The 20,179-nt window shown below is 30.7% G+C and carries 19 protein-coding genes; 13 read left to right on the top strand and 6 right to left on the bottom strand.

Annotated elements, in window-relative coordinates:
- Positions 1-10 precede the first annotated feature (10 nt).
- The gene (locus tag KTC92_RS03100) at positions 11-376 is read left to right on the top strand and encodes a hypothetical protein (protein WP_216302826.1); all 366 of its coding nucleotides are present in this window, start codon (positions 11-13) and stop codon (positions 374-376) included.
- A 132-nt stretch (positions 377-508) separates the two neighbouring features.
- Here the strand turns inward: KTC92_RS03100 and KTC92_RS03105 are convergent, their stop codons facing one another.
- From KTC92_RS03105 to KTC92_RS03115, 3 genes are all read right to left on the bottom strand, one after another.
- Positions 509-1,786 carry an aspartate aminotransferase family protein gene (locus KTC92_RS03105; RefSeq protein WP_220286600.1) on the bottom strand — a complete coding sequence of 426 codons (1,278 nt, stop codon included), beginning with the start codon at positions 1,784-1,786 and terminating at the stop codon, positions 509-511.
- Positions 1,779-3,728, bottom strand: a complete 1,950-nt coding sequence (locus KTC92_RS03110; protein ID WP_220286562.1) for a peptidase U32 family protein — start codon at positions 3,726-3,728, stop codon at positions 1,779-1,781. The genes KTC92_RS03105 and KTC92_RS03110 overlap by 8 nt, the downstream gene beginning before the upstream one ends.
- Positions 3,729-3,810: 82 nt before the next feature.
- Complete coding sequence (locus KTC92_RS03115) at positions 3,811-4,761, bottom strand: ABC transporter substrate-binding protein (protein ID WP_216302829.1); 951 nt, start codon at positions 4,759-4,761, stop codon at positions 3,811-3,813.
- 420 nt (positions 4,762-5,181) lie between these two features.
- Here KTC92_RS03115 and KTC92_RS03120 point away from each other — a divergent pair, with 420 nt between their 5' ends.
- From KTC92_RS03120 to KTC92_RS03165, 10 genes are all read left to right on the top strand, one after another.
- Positions 5,182-7,038 carry an FAD-dependent oxidoreductase gene (locus KTC92_RS03120; protein WP_216302830.1) on the top strand — a complete coding sequence of 619 codons (1,857 nt, stop codon included), beginning with the start codon at positions 5,182-5,184 and terminating at the stop codon, positions 7,036-7,038.
- Positions 7,039-7,214: 176 nt separating this feature from the next.
- Complete coding sequence (locus KTC92_RS03125) at positions 7,215-8,186, top strand: polyprenyl synthetase family protein (RefSeq protein ID WP_216302831.1); 972 nt, start codon at positions 7,215-7,217, stop codon at positions 8,184-8,186.
- Between the two features lie 24 nt (positions 8,187-8,210).
- Complete coding sequence (locus KTC92_RS03130; RefSeq protein WP_216302832.1) at positions 8,211-9,656, top strand: menaquinone biosynthesis decarboxylase; 1,446 nt, start codon at positions 8,211-8,213, stop codon at positions 9,654-9,656.
- Positions 9,637-10,500, top strand: a complete 864-nt coding sequence (locus KTC92_RS03135) for a UbiA-like polyprenyltransferase (protein ID WP_220286561.1) — start codon at positions 9,637-9,639, stop codon at positions 10,498-10,500. The genes KTC92_RS03130 and KTC92_RS03135 overlap by 20 nt, the downstream gene beginning before the upstream one ends.
- A 12-nt stretch (positions 10,501-10,512) precedes the next feature.
- On the top strand, positions 10,513-11,094 hold the full coding sequence (locus KTC92_RS03140; RefSeq protein WP_165412783.1) for a UbiX family flavin prenyltransferase: 582 nt from the start codon (positions 10,513-10,515) through the stop codon (positions 11,092-11,094).
- Positions 11,091-11,837: an ATP-binding cassette domain-containing protein gene (locus KTC92_RS03145; protein ID WP_216302834.1), complete on the top strand. Its 747-nt coding sequence runs from the start codon at positions 11,091-11,093 to the stop codon at positions 11,835-11,837. The genes KTC92_RS03140 and KTC92_RS03145 overlap by 4 nt, the downstream gene beginning before the upstream one ends.
- A 2-nt stretch (positions 11,838-11,839) precedes the next feature.
- Entirely contained in the window at positions 11,840-12,583 is a 744-nt protein-coding gene (locus KTC92_RS03150) for an ABC transporter permease (RefSeq protein ID WP_216302835.1), read from the top strand.
- Positions 12,584-12,728: 145 nt separating this feature from the next.
- Positions 12,729-13,079 (top strand): FMN-binding protein, encoded by a 351-nt coding sequence (locus tag KTC92_RS03155; RefSeq protein WP_165412786.1) that lies wholly within the window; start codon positions 12,729-12,731, stop codon positions 13,077-13,079.
- 50 nt (positions 13,080-13,129) lie between these two features.
- Entirely contained in the window at positions 13,130-14,671 is a 1,542-nt protein-coding gene (locus KTC92_RS03160) for a sensor histidine kinase (RefSeq protein WP_258280668.1), read from the top strand.
- Between the two features lie 5 nt (positions 14,672-14,676).
- Positions 14,677-15,372: a response regulator gene (locus KTC92_RS03165; protein WP_165412788.1), complete on the top strand. Its 696-nt coding sequence runs from the start codon at positions 14,677-14,679 to the stop codon at positions 15,370-15,372.
- Between the two features lie 49 nt (positions 15,373-15,421).
- Here KTC92_RS03165 and KTC92_RS03170 read toward each other — a convergent pair whose 3' ends face one another.
- Positions 15,422-16,615 carry a DUF4317 domain-containing protein gene (locus KTC92_RS03170; RefSeq protein WP_258280669.1) on the bottom strand — a complete coding sequence of 398 codons (1,194 nt, stop codon included), beginning with the start codon at positions 16,613-16,615 and terminating at the stop codon, positions 15,422-15,424.
- A gap of 559 nt (positions 16,616-17,174) precedes the next feature.
- Positions 17,175-18,002 (bottom strand): NAD(+) diphosphatase, encoded by an 828-nt coding sequence (gene nudC / locus KTC92_RS03175; protein ID WP_165412789.1) that lies wholly within the window; start codon positions 18,000-18,002, stop codon positions 17,175-17,177.
- A 407-nt stretch (positions 18,003-18,409) separates the two neighbouring features.
- On the opposite strand from nudC, the gene deoD reads away from it, so the two are divergent.
- Complete coding sequence (deoD, locus tag KTC92_RS03180; protein ID WP_165412790.1) at positions 18,410-19,123, top strand: purine-nucleoside phosphorylase; 714 nt, start codon at positions 18,410-18,412, stop codon at positions 19,121-19,123.
- A gap of 91 nt (positions 19,124-19,214) precedes the next feature.
- Here the strand turns inward: deoD and KTC92_RS03185 are convergent, their stop codons facing one another.
- Complete coding sequence (locus KTC92_RS03185) at positions 19,215-19,382, bottom strand: hypothetical protein (RefSeq protein ID WP_224578941.1); 168 nt, start codon at positions 19,380-19,382, stop codon at positions 19,215-19,217.
- 197 nt (positions 19,383-19,579) lie between these two features.
- Here KTC92_RS03185 and KTC92_RS03190 point away from each other — a divergent pair, with 197 nt between their 5' ends.
- Positions 19,580-19,816 (top strand): TIGR04540 family protein, encoded by a 237-nt coding sequence (locus tag KTC92_RS03190; protein ID WP_216303450.1) that lies wholly within the window; start codon positions 19,580-19,582, stop codon positions 19,814-19,816.
- Positions 19,817-20,179: the final 363 nt, after the last annotated feature.

A 20,179-nucleotide genomic window follows, 5' to 3' on the forward strand; every position in this document is an offset into this window, starting at 1 on the left:
AACGATGATTATGAAAAAATCAGTAGAATACACAGAAGTTGAAAGTCCTAGCATAAGTATTGAAAGAAAAAAACATATGATGGAAAAAATCTATAAAACACTAGAAGATTTGGGGGCTACCAGTAAAGAAAAAGGTAAAACGAGTAAAGAAATAAACAACTCTATTCCTAAGGAGCCTACTATTAAAGATATAGATAGTGTGAAAAAAATCAAGAAAGTGCAATTAAATACACCTTCATTTGTAGGTTCACTTGCAGGACTTATGTCTAAATCTCGAATACTTGGTAAAGTATCAAGCGTAGAGAAAAAGGAAGTTAAATGGTACATACTGGGGACTGCAAAAATGATTAATGATATAGATCCTAGAGATATGTAATATTTATCATTTGCTTTTCAGCAATACAAACACATAACTGCAATAAAAAACTAAGTCTTAAAAGTTAAGACTTAGTTTTTTTATTCGAATATATCATTAATGAACATATTGTATTATATTAGCACGTGGAAACTAACATAATTTACTCAAAGCTAAATTTAATTTATCTATCATAAAATCTACATCATTTTCTGTTATAACAAGAGGTGGCTGGAGAGCTAGCACATTTCTACCTATTCCATTTTTACCTAAAAGAATGCCTTCATCCTTTAATATCTCTAATACAAAGTCAGTTTCTTTAAACGCTGGTTCACCATTTTCTTTTACTAGCTCTACACCTAACATAAGGCCTATACCTCTAACATCATAAATTATTGAGTACTTTTCCTTAAGTTTAAGAAGGCCACTTTTTAATTTTACTCCTAAATTTTCTGCATTTATACATAAGTTATTTTTAGAAATGTAGTCAAGGACAGCTATAGCAGTACTTGCAGCTACTGGATTTCCACCTAAAGTAGATGCAGAAGCTTTGGTAAATGTTGCTGCAATTTTATCATTCGTGCAAAAAGCTGATATCGGCATTCCGTTTCCAAGAGCTTTTGCCACTGTAATTATATCTGGAATTATTTCATAATGTTCTATGGCAAACATCTTACCAGTTCTTGCAAATCCTGTTTGAACTTCATCAATAATTAATAGTATTCCATGTTTTTCAAGTAGAGTTTTTAATTTTTTGAAATACCACTGAGGTGGAGTTATAATGCCTCCATTACCTTGCACGGGCTCTGCAATTAAAGCAGCAATCTTATCTGGTCCTTTAGCCTCAATTAATTTTTCTACAGATTCTAAGGATTCTGTAGCTGCTGCTTCAATGCTTTTCTCTTTAGCATAAGTATTGGGGGCAAAGGTAACACAATCAGAAAGCGTAGGATCTGCTCTCCACATAGGTATTCCTGTAACACTCATAGTTAAATAAGTTCTACCATGTAAGCTATTATTCAATGAAATAAATTCATTTCTGCCTGTGTAAAGTCTAGCAAGTAAAAGAGCACCTTCATTAGCTTCTGAGCCCGTACAGCAGAAGAACGAATGATTAACATCCCCAGGTAATACAGATGAAAGTTTTTCAGCTAGATCAACTATTGGCTGTGTTAAATATATAGTACTTGTATGTTGAAGGGTTTTCATTTGTTCTATTGTTGCATCTAAAATTTCAGGGTTACAATGACCGCAATTAACAACAGAAACTCCTGCAAAAAAATCGAGATATTTTTTACCTTCTGAATCAAATAAATACTGCATTTCTCCACGTGTAATCTGAGGTGGGTTTTTATAAAAATGCTGCGAACAGGGAAAAAGGAATTCTTTTTTCTTTTGAATAATTTTTTCAGGACCTATATAATTACACATTATTATAACCGCCTTCATTATTAAATTGAAATGCTCCAAGGGTAAATCCAGCATCACTAGGACTTAGGGAATGGAATAATTCTTCACATTTGCTTAAGTCATTAATGGCTTCTCTGTAAATACTTAAAACTTTTCGTAGATTATTAGTATCATAATGACAAGCTTCAATTCTAAAATGGTTTACACCAATATCATTTAGTTCTTTTAAAAAGGGAAGATAACAAAGCTCTTTATAAAGCATCATATGATTCCTGCCATAGTTATCTTGATATATTGGGTGTTCATGTTTTTTTTCATCAACTAAAACTAACACCTTGTTATCTACGTGAGAATTATTCTCGCATATCACAGACTCTAAGACTTTGGTATTCTCATATAAATTATGATCCATATACATAACTGTTGGAGAGCCGTGAACTATGATTTCAATAGGAATTGGTGATTTAGCAATGGTCTGTTTAGCGTCTAGCAGTGGGGTCTCTACAGAAAGTGTAGCAACAGATAAACGTTGCTTTTCATAGAAACTAGTCGCATATTGATTATAAATGTTTAAGGAATAATCTCCAATAAGCTCAAGTCCTAAAGATTTGTATTTATGAATAGCTCCTAAATTGGTTACTAATAAGCCATCAAGTCCTAAGTTATTTCTCACAAGTAAATGATTGTATTTTGAAAAATCCTCTTCAAACATCATTTTTGGAAAGCCTAGATATATTTTTGTATTTCCTTTTCCATTTGTTAATTTAAGTATTTCACTCTTGCTAAAAGGAAGGTTTGGCGCAAAAACTTCTCCAGATAAATAAATCGCGTCTACACCGACCTCTATCGCGACTTTAGCTTGTGAATAGGAATTGACTTTTACACTTAGATTAGGTTTCTGTGCTAGAGAAGTTTTTTCATTCAAAAGGGTCTTGATTTGTTCTACCGTTTCTTTACTAATTTCGATTTCTTCTACAGGCTTACTAAAAACTTTACCATGGCTATAAAATTTCCCCGTACCTTCATAGCGTCTATTGATATTTGAGAGCCCTGGGTTTCCAAAGGCACTGCAGGTAGATAAGTCTCTAATGCGGGTTCCATAAATACTTTGGGCATCTTTTTTTCTATCATAGCAAATAGGGTCATCAATATATCTATTTATAGCATCGCTGTAGTAATTAATCATGGTAACTAGATAATCTGCATCTTTCATTCTTCCTTCTATTTTAAAGGAGAGGATACCTGCCTCAATCATTTCAGGTAGATGTTCATACATATACATATCTTTTACAGCCATTGGATATTCTGTAGGATAAGCTAGACCATCTTGTTTCATTGTAAAATTCCAACGGCAGGGCTTCATGCAAAGTCCTCGATTACTACTCTTTCCGAAAAGCATGCCACTATACAAACATTGAGCACCATGGGCAATGCACATATCTCCATGAGCAAAATATTCGAATTCCATATCGGTTTGGTAATGCAAGTTCTTTATGGTTTGTAAATCCATGTCCCTGGACGCAACAATCCTAGTAATTCCACAACCTCGAAGTGCTTTAATAGTCTCTAAGTTGTGAACATTCATCATTACAGATGAATGGATAGTTAGGTTTAAATTTAAACTATTTATTAACTCTAATATGCTAAAATCTTGAATAATTAAAGCATCTGGTCCAGCTTTTTCTAAGAATTTTAGATATTCCACCGCATCTTTTAAATCCTGCTGACTAAAAAGATTGTTTACTGTTACATAAACTTTTTTATTTAAAGAATGAGCAATATTGATTGCTTTTTCTAATTCATCATTTGACAGGTTGTAATCTTTTCGATGCATACGCATATTTAATTTTTTGCCGCCCAAATATACAGCATCAGCACCGCTGTGAATAACCTTTTCAAAAATTTCGAAAGTTCCTGCAGGAGCTAATAATTCTATTTCATTGTTGTTAAAAAATCTACTCATATTAAAGCACCTTCCTTTACTAGTGATGTAGCCTCTTTCTACACTAAGTGAAAAAGAGGTTATATATTATTACAGTGGTATATTATTTAATAAATGAACTATTTGATAAGTCTTGTAATTTGTAATTATTAGTAGTTAGTTTTTTTGCTTTAAGCCAAGTCATAACTTCCTGTAACTCTTTTTCTGGTGGCATAGAAGCCTTTGAATAATTCGGAATAGTTAGTGTGCTTTTTATTGTATCAGGGAAGCCAGCTTCTTTAATTACAAAATCAATATAGCTTTCAGGTTTTTCTTTATTCAAGTATTCAACAGCTTTATTATAAGCTCTATAAAATGATTTTATCTCTTCAGATTTTGAGGATACTGCATCTTTTGTGAATAACATTACACCAGGGTTTATACCTAGTTTATCAGAACTACTCAAAATCTTGCCACCTGCAGAAATCGCAGTACTTGCAAGAGGTTCTGGTAATGTAGCCATATCTAATTTACCATTAGTTAGCATCTCAAGGCGAGTAGGTATTTTTGGTATTGCAACTTTTTTTTGTGAGTTAACATCTATGTTTGAACTTTCTATAATTCTATCTGTTAAGTATTCAATAATAGTATTTTTAGAAATCCCTATGGATTTTCCATCAGCTTGTTCAATTTTAGAAATATTAGAATTCTTTCCAGAGATCAATTTAAAGCTACCTTCTGTCTTTGATGTGATTTTAACATCAAAGTTATTGTCGTTAAAAAATACTACCGAAAGCATATCAGATATTGCTCCATGAATTTTCCCGGTTTGAAGAGCTGTATCCCTATCCGATGCACTTTTAAAATGCTCTAGTTTTACCTGGAAACCTTCTTGCTTAAAATATCCATTGTGCTCTGCTATAATAAGTGGAAGGGAATCTAAATCAGGCATAACACCAATAGTTAGAGTCTTTAGGGATTGTGAACTTGTATCTTTTTTTTGATTGTTAGAACAACCAATGATGCTTATACTCATTATTAATACTAACATAAGTGTTAAAAAATTTTTTTTCATAAAGTGCCTCCAATAATATAATTTTAGAAAGTTTAAAAAAAGTGAAGTATGGATAAAATAATATAAAGCGCTGTAATGAAATGTAAATAACGCAGTTATCATAACACTTATTTAAACTAGTGTAAACAGCTATAGACCCAGCTCGTGGAACATATACATGAACTAAATTAACAAAATACATTATTAATGAACAAATCGCTTTCTTATTTGCTTAGCTAAAATTATTATGATAAAATTTTAACTAAGGAAGTTCAAAATAAATAAAGACTTGGTGATAGTGTTAATAACATATTTAATTTTTTATAAAGTAATATATTTTAATCTAATGTATTAATAATTCTATGGTTTGATATTTATAAACTATGATTTTTATAAAAACAGTCCTATAAAATAATAATTTTAAACAGAAGGGGATATAGTATGAGTGAAAAGAAAAGAATAGCTATACTTGGAGGCGGATATGGCGGAATATTAACCGCGAAGAAACTAGCTAAAAAGTTTAAAAAAGATGAGAATGTTGAAATTACTCTTATAGATCAAAATCCATACCATACATTACTTACTGAACTTCATGAAGTGGCAGCTGGAAGGGTAACGGAAGAATCAATCAGAATTGATCTGAAAAAAATATTTGCAAAAAGAAAAGTAGAGGTTGTACTTGACGAAATTACAGATTTAGATTTTAAAAATAATGTGTTAAAATCTAAAAATAATAACTATAATTACGATTATCTAGTTATTGGTGCTGGCTCCAAGCCAACTTACTTTGGCATAAACGGCGCGCAGGAATACTGCCACAAATTATGGTCATACGAAGATGCTGTAAATTTAAAAGAGCATATCCTTCAAATGTTCAGAAAAGCTGTGAAAGAACCAAACAAAGCAGAAAGACAAAAACTGCTAACGTTTATTGTTGTTGGCGGTGGGTTCACAGGTGTTGAAATGATGGGTGAATTAGGGGAGTGGAAAGAAAGATTATGTAAGGAATTTTACATAGGAGAAGAAGAGGTAACGTTATATTTAGTAGATGACTTGCCTAAAATATTACCTACTTTTCCGGATAAGTTAATTGCAAAAGCTAAGAAAAGACTTAACAAATTAGGAGTTAAAGTACTAACTAATGCCGGTGTTACGGAAGTTACAAAAGATTGTGCTACAATAAGAAATAATGGTACCATTAATACCTACACGGTAATTTGGACAGCTGGTGTTGAAGGTTCAGATATTGTCGGTAAAATGGATATAGCGCAAAAGGGTAGAAAAAGAATAGTAACTGACGACAAGTTACAATCTTTAGATTATAAAAATGTTTATATTGTTGGTGATAATATCTTCTTTATTCCAGAAGGTGAGGAAAGACCTGTTCCTCAGATGGTTGAAAATGCAGAAGCATCTGCTGAATTAATTGCACATAATGTTTATAGTGATATATTAGGCTTAGAAAAAAAATCTTATAAACCTACATTCCATGGTGCAATGGTATGCATAGGTGGTAAATATGGATTAGCAAGCATTGGATCCGGCAAAAAATTCTATAGTTTATCTGGGTTCTTCGCATTATTTGTTAAACACTTTATAAATATTGTGTACTTTATCCAGGTTGCTGGGTTTAACAAATGCTTTTCATATTTATTGCATGAATTTTTCCATGTTAAAGATAATAGAAGCCTTGTAGGTGGACATTTTTCAAAGTCATCTCCAAATTTTTGGCTAGTAGTACTAAGAATATTCGTTGGTTACAAGTGGTTATCAGAAGGGCTTGCAAAATTACCTAAAATAATAGCCGATCCTTCAAAAATATTCTTAATACCTGCTCCAGTAGTTGATGGAGCAACTGCAGCAACGGCTGCGGCAGAAGGAGCAAAGACTGCAGTAGAAGCGGCAACGACTGCAGTGGCATCCTTGCCAGTGCCAGGTTTTATAGGGAAAATGGTTAAATTGTCTATGGATACTTTCTTTTATACAGGGGACGGTGGATTTACGACTTTAGCTTCAGTTTTCCAAACAGGTATGGTAATTGCAGAAATATGCGTAGGATTATTATTGATAGTTGGATTATTTACAGCATTAGCTTCGCTTATGTCAATTGCTATGGGTATAATGATTTGGACTTCAGGAATGGCTCCTACTGAGATGTTATGGTACTTAAGTGCAGGAATCGCGCTTATAGGTGGATCTGGAAGTACTTTCGGGTTAGATTACTATGTATTACCAGTACTTAAAAAATATTGGAAGCGTATAGGATTTGTTAAAAAATCTTATTTATACGTTGATTAACAATTATACATTTAAACAACAGTTATATAATTAAAAATTGAATTTTATAAATCAAATGTCCTTTTAAAAATAATTAAAAGGACATTTGATTTTGTAGTGGAATAATTATAATAAGAAATTAATAGTTATAAAATGAAAAAAAGATTTTAAAATAATAATTGGACATAGGTGATAAAATGAGTAAGTTTTGGGGTGATTACCCTGATATTGCAGAGGAATTGAAAAGCATTCAGAAAATAATTAAGAACAATGTAAAATCTAGTGAGAAAAAGTTTGATGAAGCTATTTCTCCATTAGTTGACGCAGGAGGCAAGATGTTAAGGCCTGCCTTTCTGTTATTAGCAGCAAAATTCGGGGAGTATAACTGTGATAAAATGTATAATTTAGCGGCTGCCATTGAAATGATGCATATGGCAACATTAGTTCATGACGATATTGTAGATGAATCAAAACTGAGGCGCGGCACAGAAACCATACAACATAAATACAGTAAAGAATATGCAGTGTATATAGGTGATTTTTTATTTTGTCAATGTTTTATAATGCTATCTGGATTTGATTATTCTACGGAAAACTTAAGAGATATTTCAAAGGCTATATCTAAAATATGTATAGGGGAAATAAGACAATACAATATAAGATACGCAAGAAACACAAGCCTTAAAAAATATATAAAGATTATATCTGGAAAAACAGCAGCTTTATTTGCTATCAGCTTTTACACTGGTGCAAAGGAATCTAACTGTAGTGAGAAAACTTCAAAATTACTCGGAAGAGTTGGTTACTATATTGGAATGGCTTTCCAAATTATAGATGATTCGCTGGATTACAGTGGAGATGCTAATAAACTAGGGAAAAATCCTCAAAGTGATTTAATAAAAGGGTATTATACACTACCCCTAATATATGCTATGGTAGGGGACAAAGAAAATAGGATCGCTACTATTTTAGATAACTCTTCATTAAGTGATGAAGATGTACGCGAAATAACTATATTAGTTAATAAATACAAAGGAATAGATAAAGCTCAAAACTTAGCGAATAAATATACTAAAAAAGCTTTTGATTATATAGAAAAATTACCTGATTGTGAAAGTAAAGAAATAATTAAAGATATCACACAAAAATTATTAACTCGGAATTCTTAATGAATTCTAGAAAGGAGTCATTTTATGGCTTATAAAGATTTACAGGATTTTATAAATTATTTGAAAGAAAAAAAACTTTTAGATGAAATTGAAATAGAAGTAGATAGTGATCTTGAAATTACGGAGATAGCTGATAGGGTTTCAAAAAAAAATGGTAATGCATTGCTTTTTAAGAATGTGAAAAATTCTGACTACCCAGTATTAATTAATTCTTTAGGAAGCTACGAAAGAATTAACTATGGACTAGAAGTGGAAGATCTTGATGAAATTGCGGAGACTATAATGGATTTTATGGACGTTACTAATTACATAACGTTAATGAATAAGGTAAAATCTATTCCAAAACTTGCTAGGCTTGCAAGGGTATTTCCTAAAAAAGTCAAAAATGCACCTTGTCAAGAGATAATAGAGGAAGCGGATTTAAGTACACTTCCAATATTAAAGTGCTGGCCAAAAGATGGAGGACGATACATAACACTGCCACTCGTAATAACAAAGGATCCAGAGACTAACCAGCAGAACGTTGGAATGTATAGGCTTCAAGTATATGATAAAAATACCACTGGTATGCATTGGCATCTACATAAAGACGGCAAAGAGATATATGAAAAATATAGGAAGATTGGAATGAAAATGCCTGTATCTGTAGCCATAGGCTGTGACCCGGCAACTATATATGCAGCAACTGCACCACTTCCAAAAATGATAGATGAAATGATTTTTGCAGGATTTCTTAGAAAATCACCTTTAGAAATTGTTAAATGTATCACCAATGACATTTATGTACCTGCTAATGCTGAATTTGTACTAGAAGGATATGTAGACTTAGATGAAAAAAGACTAGAAGGCCCCTTCGGTGACCATACAGGATATTATTCTCTTGAAGATATGTATCCCGTGTTTCATATTGAAAAGATTACAAGAAAAAAGAATCCAGTATATGTTACAACCGTTGTAGGTAAGCCTCCTATGGAAGATTGTTACCTAGGAAAAGCTACAGAACGGATTTTTTTACCCCTAATAAAGGTTCAATGCCCAGAAATAATAGACATGAATTTCCCTTTAGAAGGAGTATTTCATAATTGTGTAATTGTTTCTATTAAAAAAGCCTATCCAAAGCATGCTCATAAAGTTATGAATGCGCTATGGGGTCTTGGACAAATGATGTATACAAAAATGATTATAGTTGTAGATGAAAATATAGATCCACATGATATTTCAACCGTTGCATGGAAAGTATTTAACAATATTGACCCTAAGAGGGATCTAGTAATTTCAGATGGACCTTTAGATGCACTAGACCATGCATCAAATACTCCTCATTATGGATCTAGAATAGGTATAGATGCTACAAAAAAATGGCCCACAGAAGGACATTTAAGACCTTGGCCAGATGATATAGAAATGTCGGATGAAATTAAGGAAATGGTAGATAAGAGGTGGAAGGAATATGGTATTAAAGAAACTTAAAAAATATGGAGAGTTAGTTATGTTTTCGCATACATTATTTTCACTTCCTTTCGCTTTAATAGCAATGATTTGGGCAGCAGATGGGTTACCTTCAGGTCCTACAATATTTTGGATATTAATTGCTTTGATTGGAGCTCGCAATGGAGCTAATGCTCTCAATAGAATTGTAGATAAAGATATTGATAAAAAGAATCCTAGAACGGCAAGTAGACATTTGCCAAAAGGAATAGTAAAGGATTATGAAGTCTGGGGAATCATAATACTGTGTTTTTCAATCTTTATTTTAGCAGCCTATGAATTAAATGATTTATGTTTTCTATTATCACCAGTGGCGCTTTTTCTTTTTATAATTTATTCCTATACTAAAAGATTTACATGGATATGCCATATTATTCTAGGTATTACTTGTGGAGGAGCTCCTGTGGGAGCATGGCTTGCAGTAACAGGAAAATTTGCGCTCACACCAATTATTTTAGGTGCTGTAGTTACTCTATGGGTAGCAGGGTTTGATATAATTTATGCAACTCAAGATATTGACTTTGATAGAAAGGCAGGTTTATTTTCTATACCTGCTAAATTTGGCCTAAAGGGGGCTTTATACATATCCACCTTGTTTCACTTTATTATGATTTTACTTTTATTTAGCTTATATTTTATAATGCATACAGGTCTTATATATTTATTTGGTATTTTTATAAGTGCTATTTTATTAGCATTAGAACATTATATTGTATCGCCAACAAACGAAAAGAAGATGAAAATTGCTTCTTATCACATAAACCAAGTTGTAAGTGTTTTGATATTTGTTTTTACTGTATTAGATATGTTTATATATTATAATTAAGAGGTGATTTATTTGGGAAGATATATAGTAGGGATTACTGGAGCTAGTGGTAGCATTTACGGTGTACGACTTATAGAAGAACTAATAGAAAAAGATAATGAAGTTTATTTGGTTATTACAGATAATGGTAGAAAGGTTTTAGAATATGAGGTTGAAATTAATTTTGAGGAATGGCTCCAAAATATGAATAAAACCAAAGGAACGCTTAAACTATGTGAAATAGACGATATGTTTTCCTCTATAGCAAGCGGTTCCTTTAAGACTGATGGAATGGTAATTGTGCCATGCTCAATGGGAACCCTTTCAAAAATACGAAGTGGTACTTCCGATAATTTACTAATAAGAGCTGCGGATGTAATTATTAAAGAAAAAAGAAAGTTGATTTTGATTCCAAGAGAAACTCCTCTAAGTTCTATTCACCTTCAGAACATGCTTTTTTTAAGTGATTTAAATGTTAGAATAATACCGCCTATGCCAGCTTTTTATCAAAAGCCTAAAACCATTGACGATATTATAAATATCACTGTGGGGAGGATTCTTGAAAACTTAGATATAGATAGTGATTTATGTCATGAGTGGAGTGGAAATAAATGATAAAAATAAATAATTTAAATGTTTGTTATAAAAATGTAGACAAAAATGTAAAGGCGATAGAAAATGCAAATTTAACAGTGAAAAAGGGGGAAATATGTGCTGTAATTGGCCCCTCAGGGGGAGGCAAATCAACCTTATTAAAAGTTTTAGCAGGAATTATTGTAGACTATGAAGGTGAAGTTTTAATAGATGGAAAAACAGTAGATCCTAAAAATCATAGAATTGGGTTAATACCTCAGAATTACGGACTAGTTAAATGGAAAAACGTAGAAGAAAACATATTTCTTTCAACTAAAATTAAAGATGGCAAGGTGAATATAGATATAGAATTTTATAAAAAAATTCTAAAAGAGTTAAAGCTTGAAGACTTTGTTAAAAGGTACCCCAGTCAGCTAAGTGGGGGACAAATGCAGAGAGTTTCCCTGGCTAGAGCTCTATTATTAAAACCAGATTTACTTTTAATGGATGAATCTTTTTCTGCATTAGATGCTATGACTAGGGAGGATGTTCAAAAATTGTTTTTAGAAGTATGGGAAGAACATAAGGTTACCACCATCCTTGTAACCCATGATATTAAGGAAGCAATATATTTAGCAAAGGACATAGCTGTAATCTCATCGTCTCCAGGAAAAATAGTTGAAGTTATAAGCAATCCATTGTTTGGACGTGTAACTACGGAGGTAGATTTAGAATATATCCATGTAAATAGTAAACTTAGAAAAATTCTTAAAGGGGACGCATAGTAATGAGACTTAAAGAATATAAAATAATTAATTTTGTTATTGCTTTTATCATTATTTTTAGTTTATGGCAAATAATAGCAATGATTATTAGTAAGCCTTTATTTCCACCACCATATGCAATAGTTATAAATATATTTACAACTTTTCATAAGGATATTTCAATCCATGTTATTTACAGTTTTAATAGAATTATGGTAGGTATATTATTTACATTGGCAATAGGTGTGCCAGTGGGTATTTTAATGGGATACTTTAAAAAAATTGATTTAATATTTTCACCAATTATATATTTTAATTATCCAATACCCAAGATTGCATTACTTCCTATAGTAATGCTTATTTTTGGGTTAGGAGATTTGACAAAAATAGTTATGATATTTTTAATTACCTTTTTTCCCGTAGTAGTTAATATACGAGATGAAGTGAAAAATATTCCTGAAGATGTTTTTTATCCTATGTATTCATTGGGAGCAACAAATTTTCAAATAATAAAAGAAATTGTTTTTCCAGGGATTCTTAAAGCTATATTAACATCTCTTAGGATAGGCATAGGCACAGCAATATCGGTTTTATTTTTTACTGAAAATTTCGGAACTGAATACGGCATGGGATATTTTATTATGGATTCATGGATGAGAATTAACTATATACAAATGTACTCAGGAATTTTAATTCTAAGTATAATTGGCTTATTTTTCTTTATTATAATCGACATTTTAGAGGGGATATTTTGTCCTTGGATATAAAAATATTAAAATAATTCTCAAGAGTTTTATAATGGACTAGTAAATGGTATACTTGAAATGAGAAGAAGCTCAAAATCGATTTTATTATAATAACCGATATTTACTCCAGAGAAGGTCAAGGGTAATAACAAGAGGGGAGACTTATTTGAAAAAATTATTAGGACTAACTTTAATAATAGTTTTAGCAACTAGCCTAGTGTCTTGTGGTTCTAAAAATATAATTTATAAAGAAGGAATCTATGAGGGAAATGCAGAAGGACATATTGGGCCTATAAAAGTACAAATAGCAACTGACAAATATGAAATAAAAGAAATTAAGATATTGGAGCAACAAGAAATACCAATAATAGCTAATATAGTTTATGAAAAGATCCCAGTGAGAGTCATTAAAGCCAATAGTTCAGAGGTTGAGGTTGTGGCAGGAGCTACATATACGAGTGATGGGCTCATAAAAGCAATTAAGGATGGGTTAAATAAAGCAAAAGTTAAAAAATGACAATATGAGGTGGAGTGTTATTGAAATTACAGTATAGATTAACAATATTTATGAGCATTATAATATTTATCGTGATCGGTAGTATAGGAGTTGTTACTTATTACCAAGCACGAAATTCTGTGGAAACTCAAATGGGAAATAATGCTATGGATTTAGCTGTAACTATTGCTTCTATTGATATAATTGAAGAAACTTTAGCAACCTCAAATGATTATGGAACTGTTCAAAAGACTATAGAAAGTTTCAGAGATAAAACTAGATTTAAATATATTATTGTTATGGATATGAAGGGAATAAAATATTCTTATCCCTTTGGAAATTCGCTAGGCAAAAAATATGCTGATGGTGGAGAAGAACGGGTAATTGCAAAGGGTGAGTCTTATGTATCTAAGGACAGGAATGTGCTGATTTCTGCAATAAGAGCCTTCGTACCCATATATTATAAAGGAGAACAAGTAGGAGCAGTTTTAGTGGGTCTATTAACCGATACCGTGTATGCTGAACTTAGCTTTCATTTATTTTGTTTAAAGATAGCTTTAGTAGGTGGACTTTTAATGGGTATAATTGCCGCAGCCATTTTATCAAATAGAATAAAAAAGAGCATATTTGGTCTAGAGCCAAAGGAAATTGCACTTCTATTAGGTCAGAGAGACTTAATTTTGCAGAATCTTAAAAATGGAATTCTAGCTATTGATAAAGATGGTAAAGTAATACTCTTTAATAAAATAGCTAAGGAAATATTACAACTAGAAGATGAGGATATAGGTAAAAAGATTGTTAATTTTAACTTTAATTATACAGATGAAATGATGGAAGTATTGAGGACTCATGAAGGGGTATATAATCAAGAAATTAAAATACGCCAGAATAGAACCCTTATGTGCAGTCATACCTTATTAAAAAATTATAGAGAAGAGATTATAGGTGTTGTATCCAGTTTTCAGGACTTAACAGAAGTTAAGAATATGGCAGAAGAATTAACGGGAATTAAAAAAATGACCTGTGCCTTAAGAGCACAAAATCACGAGTTTATGAACAAACTTCACACTATTTCAGGACTTATACAATTAGAAGAATATGATGAGGTAATTGAATATATTTGTCATATATCGAAGCTACGAGGCGAAGTTTCTGATATTCTCAATAAAAAAATTAAGAATGCGCACATAGCAGGGATCTTACTTGCTAAATATAGCAAGGCAACAGAAGCAAAGATTTCTTTAGAAATTGATTCAAATTCTTATATAGATAAAATTCCTGAAAACATAACAGTAGATGAAATTTGCTCTGTTATTGGAAACTTAATAGAAAATTCTATTGAAGAATTAGTGAAATTTGAAAATGGTAGGATATTTATAAGATTAAATTCTACTAATGAAGCACTTAGAATAAGGATTCAGGATAATGGGCCTGGAATTAGTGAAAATATAATGGATAGTGTTTTTGTTCGCGGATTTACAACTAAAGTTGGAAATAGAGGATTTGGGCTTAGTATTGTAAAGCAAATAATAGATTATGCTGGTGGAGATATAAATATTCTGCAAGAAAATGGAACCATATGGGATATTTTTATACCGATGAAAAGGGGGTAGATGATATGATTAAGGTTCTTATTGTTGAAGATGACCCAATGGTGGCAAAAATCAACGAAAAATTTTTAAAAAAGATAGAGGGATTTACACTATATGATAGCGTTAACTCGATTGAAAAAGCAAAAGAAGTTGTATTAAGAGGGAAACCTGAATTAATATTATTAGATGTTTTTTTTCCTCAAGGGAAGGGTATAGATTTATTAAAGTGGATACGACTCCAAAATTTTAAATGTGATGTTATATTAATCACAGCAGATAGGAACACAGAAACGGTTGAAGAAGCCTTTCGATATGGTGCAGTAGATTATTTAGTTAAACCCTTTATATTCAATAGATTTAAAGAAGCACTTCTTCAATTTAAAAGTAGAAAGAATAGTTTTAAAAACTTTGATAGTATGGAGCAAGGAGCTATTGATAAATATACCATAAAAGAGAATAGACATGTGATAGAATATGATGGGAATATTGGTGACATTAAGGGATTTAATCAATACACCTACGAAAAAGTTTTAGTGGGTATATCTAACATGAAAGATAATTCTTTTACATCAGAACAGATGGCAAAAAATATCGGAGTTTCTAGAATAACTGCTAGAAGATACTTAGATTATTTAGAGAAAGAACAAAAACTTGTAGTTGAAATGGAATACGGTAAAGTTGGTAGGCCTAAGAACAAATATAGAATAAAAGGAGAATATTAGTGCATCTTAGATGACACTAATATTCTCCTTTTATTATGAGGGTTAGAATTTAAAACTCTTCAGTTTCTAATTTAAAGCCTTCTATAACAATATCCTCATCAATTTCAATAAGTAGACATCTTCTACCGTCCTTATTTTTTACTTGTTTAATTGAATTTAGTTCCTTAGGTGTTAAAGTAATATTTGCAATTTCACTAGTAATTTTAATGGATTTTGCATTAAATTCAGGTACAATATTGTTTATCTTAAAATCATATTCGCTACCACAAGTTTCCTCAAAAGCAGTTTCTATATCGCATATAATCTCTGCACCAGAATTGTTAAGGATATTTTTAATATCTTTAGCGCAAAGAGTAGGAGTTTCACCTTCGTCAGCTTGCTCTGCAAATTCGTGGATGTTCGCATAAATATCTTGCATAAGTTCAGGTTTTATTTTATCTCCAATTATAGATTTTAATATATCACTAAAGCAATTTTTTTCATCTTCAGCAGTAAATTTAAAAGCACAGTTAAGAACATTTTCAATAAAGTCTGTGTTTAATTCCTTAGGTTTTGAGGCGTAATATAAAATTTTATTAATATCTGAATACCCATTAGTTAGGCTAGGAAACATAAAGCCTTCTAAGGGGGCATTAAGATTAATAACCGAATCTAGGGCTGAATTTGCTTTAAATTCCTTATCAGTGTAGTCGAATTTTAGGGTTCTCTTTGGAATATCTATTTTGTTTACACTTGCTAGGATAAAGTTAAAGGCTTGGACAGCATCATCGATACTTTCATTTGCATCCATATTTTTGTGGCTAGAGCCTAGCCAGTATTCAGCTTTAATGAAAGTAACCACCACATCAGTTTCATATTTATAGTTAGCCGCAATCTTTTCAATAAGCTTATTAATGTAGCTTTGAATTTCATTTTTATCACTTGATTTTAAAGCACCACCTAAAATTTCTTGAGTATTATTTTCTTCTTTTATATTTTGAACATTCAACTCGAAAATTTTAGTATCAATAGCACCGGTAAGAACTTTCTTAAAATTACCTAAGAACAACTCTTTTTTATCCATATCCATTCTATCAAAGTAATCAAATTCTGAATGAATAACTGGCTCATAATCAATTCGTACATTATCTTTTTTTAGATAAACACTATAAATCTCCTGGATTTTCATCATGCCACTATCTAATTTAAACCCTTTTCTTATGTTTGCCAACTCTTTTTTATTCATCATTAAACCTCTTTTCATTGTTATTTTATAAGCAATTCAAGAAAATATTCTCGAAATCAGTGACTTGTTATTTTCTTTCATATACATAAAATTATACCACAAAATTATGGATCTGAATTATAAAATTTCCTTTGTTGATTAATAATAACTATTGACAAATTATAATTATCATGTTATATTATAAATATAAGAAGCGCAACTTATCATATATTTAGTAAAATCTTTAAACAAACTTGATACCCCCAATAAAATATAATAGAGTGGGGAGAGGTCATAAAAAATATATAGAAACTATACGTAAACTAAGAATTCAAAGATGATTGCCATTGCAATCGGCTAGGAAGCCATTTTATAAATTACTTAGGAATACAAAAGTTAAGTTTAACCGTAATAAATTAAGTATTAAAATTGTAACACTATACTGATTTATTGATTAAAATTTAAAAAGAAAATATAGTTTAAGGAGAAAAAATATTGTTAAATATATTAAGAACAAATAGAAGTTAGAATCTAATTCGTTGTGAATTAAGGATTCTAACTTCTATTTGTTTGTGTATTAGTATATATATTCTCTGATTTAATTGTTTTCAGTAAACCAGTCAATCAATTTTTTAGCTATGCTTATACTATCAGGTGTTAAAGGTAGTTCAGTAGAACTATACCATTTAGCATGCCCAATTTCTTTTCCGTCTACTTGTATTTCTCCGCTTTCGTATTCGCAAGTAAATCCTATCATTAGAGAATTAGGAAAAGGCCAAGGTTGATTTCCAAAATATTTTATATTTTTTACAGTAATGCCTGTTTCTTCACAAACTTCGCGAACAACACACTCCTCAAAAGTCTCTCCAACCTCTACAAAACCAGAAACTACACTATATAAATCTTTAGGAAATTGATTATTATGAGCAAGAAGTAATTTCCCATCCTTTACAACAGCTACAATTATAGCTGGACAAATCCTAGGGTAATTTACAAGTCCACACTTGGAACATTTTTTAGATCTTTCTCCACCAACGCTCTGAGTTAATGTGCCACATCTGCCACAATATTTATGATCATTATTAAAGCTTACTATTTGTTTAGCTCTCCCAGCTATCCAAAACATTTCGTTAGGTAACTGGTGAGTTAAAGATTTAAGGTCGAGCAAACACATACTGTTTGGGATAATAGCATCTTTATTCATTTCTCCACAAAAGCAATTTTCACCATTTATGGAGCCAAGATATTGAATATTATTTAATTTTAAATCTACTAGATCTCTAATTGTAGGTATTGTTGTTTTATTAGCGTCAGATTTAACTAATAACTCATCCTTGTAAAATAAAAAATAAATATCATTATTTGTTTCAGGTAAAATTGAAGCTACTGAGGGTATAAAAGTTGATATAATTTTATCGTTATGCATTAGTATCATATCTCCAATCTATAATTTTAAATTGTCTAAACAATTAGAATTCATTTTAATTATCATACAATTATATCATACACGAATAATTATTAATATTATAAAAATTAATAAATAAAAAGAATTTGAGATATAACGAAAATAGGTTTACATAATTGTAATTATGTAAACCTACAAAAATGTAAACCTACATTAATAATTAATATTGTAAAAAAGCCGAAATAACAATCTATATATTAGATATGCTTGAGTTTGTAAATTAAATCAAAAATATTGTCAAATAAATAGCATATAGCATTTTTTTATACTTTTAATTTGGTATAATATGAATGTACCTTAATTGTTATTAGTAGGAATACAATTCACTATATTTCAAAAAATAAATATAAGTATAAGGAGGTTTCAATATGATACCAACAGCGCATATTGAAGTAAAAGAAGAAGGAATTATTGCAAAAACAGTCTTAATGCCGGGGGATCCATTACGGGCACAATTTATTGCAGAAACATTTTTACAAAATGTATCCAAATTTAATAACGTACGAAATATATTTGGATACACGGGTACATATAAAGGACGTAAAATTTCTGTAATGGCTAGTGGCATGGGTATGCCTAGTATTGGTATCTACTCATATGAATTATTTAATTTTTATGGTGTAGAAAATATTATACGAATTGGTTCATGTGGTGCTTACACTGCTGATTTAAACTTATATGATGTAGTACTTTGCACTGAGGCTTGGAGTGAATCCACTTATGCAAAAACTCAAAGTGGATATGAATCCGATACAATTGCTGCATCATCTGTTTTAAATAGTAAGTTAGAGAAAACGGCAGAGGATTTAGGCATAAAAATTCATAAAAATAGAGTTCACTCATCGGATGTATTTTATCGTGAAAATTTTGATGAGTATAAGGATATTTATGAAAAGTACGGTTGTACTTGCGTAGAAATGGAATCATTTGCTCTATTCCATAATGCAAATATATTGGGGAAGAAAGCATCTTGTTTATTAACAGTCTCTGATAATTTAGTAACTCATGAGGTGACTACGTCTCAAGAAAGACAAGAAGCCTTTACTAATATGATGAAAATAGCTTTAGAGATGGCTGAATAATAGTCAAGTAGTAAATCTAGTTCCATTCATGCTTAACTCTAAAAAACCCTCAATATAAAATTATTGAGGGTTTTTTAGAGTTAATTTATTATCATATCATTAACTCTAATTTTAGGATGCTATCTTTTAATGTGTATTCATAGGATTCGTTATCTTTCTTCATAGTAGCTGCTATGGAAATTAGATTTTCGTTATTTTGCATTGCTATGCTTTTAGCAATATAAAGTGAATTACCAGTTCCTGAAAAATAAAATATCATAAAATACCTCCAATTAGCAATTACATCATACTTGCCTAATATTAGTAAAATTTCTTTGGTTAAAATTGTAAACAATACATTTCCCAAGGTAATTATATAGAAAGTAGCTACAATTCCTTCAACATATCTTTAAATTTTAAAGATATTAGGCTATAATTAAGAAGATACACATTAAAATGAATAATAAGGAGTGCAGTATGAGAAAAGTTTATAAGGACCCAAAAGCATTAGCATCATGTTTGAAGGATTTAGTAGATCTTTATTTAGATGATATTATAGAATATGAAAAGCTAAAAGGAAAAATAATGGTACTAGTTAATGCAAACGAGAATAGAATTTATAAGGATGGTAATATATCTTTAAAAATATCTAATATAATAGGTAGTTCCAGAGTAGACATTATTAACAAGGTATTCTCAGAAAGCCAAGATTAATTATGTAGCTATAAGAAATGAAAGGATGTACCCTTAGATTTACATAAAATCATGTATATGATATATTTTTGTTTTAAGTAAGAGTCTTTTTATTTAGATGATGTTACAAATAAAACTAATGAAAACCGTACACGGGAGATAAAGTGTACGGTTTTTCACTTGTGGAATAGGATACATTCCCTTCCGCAGTCGTAAACCATCTCCTGCGGAGCTATTGTAGCTTCGCAGAAGATGATTTAAGAGATTAATAAATTACTTGTATATATCTTTCTAAAATTATATAATGGATTAAGGTTAAAAATGTTTATATAGTAAGTGATAGTACATAGATTAGATGACCATAATTTTTTTAGAGGAGAAATT

Source organism: Clostridium sp. CM027 (assembly GCF_024730565.1).
GTDB lineage: Bacteria > Bacillota > Clostridia > Clostridiales > Clostridiaceae > Clostridium_AD > Clostridium_AD estertheticum_B.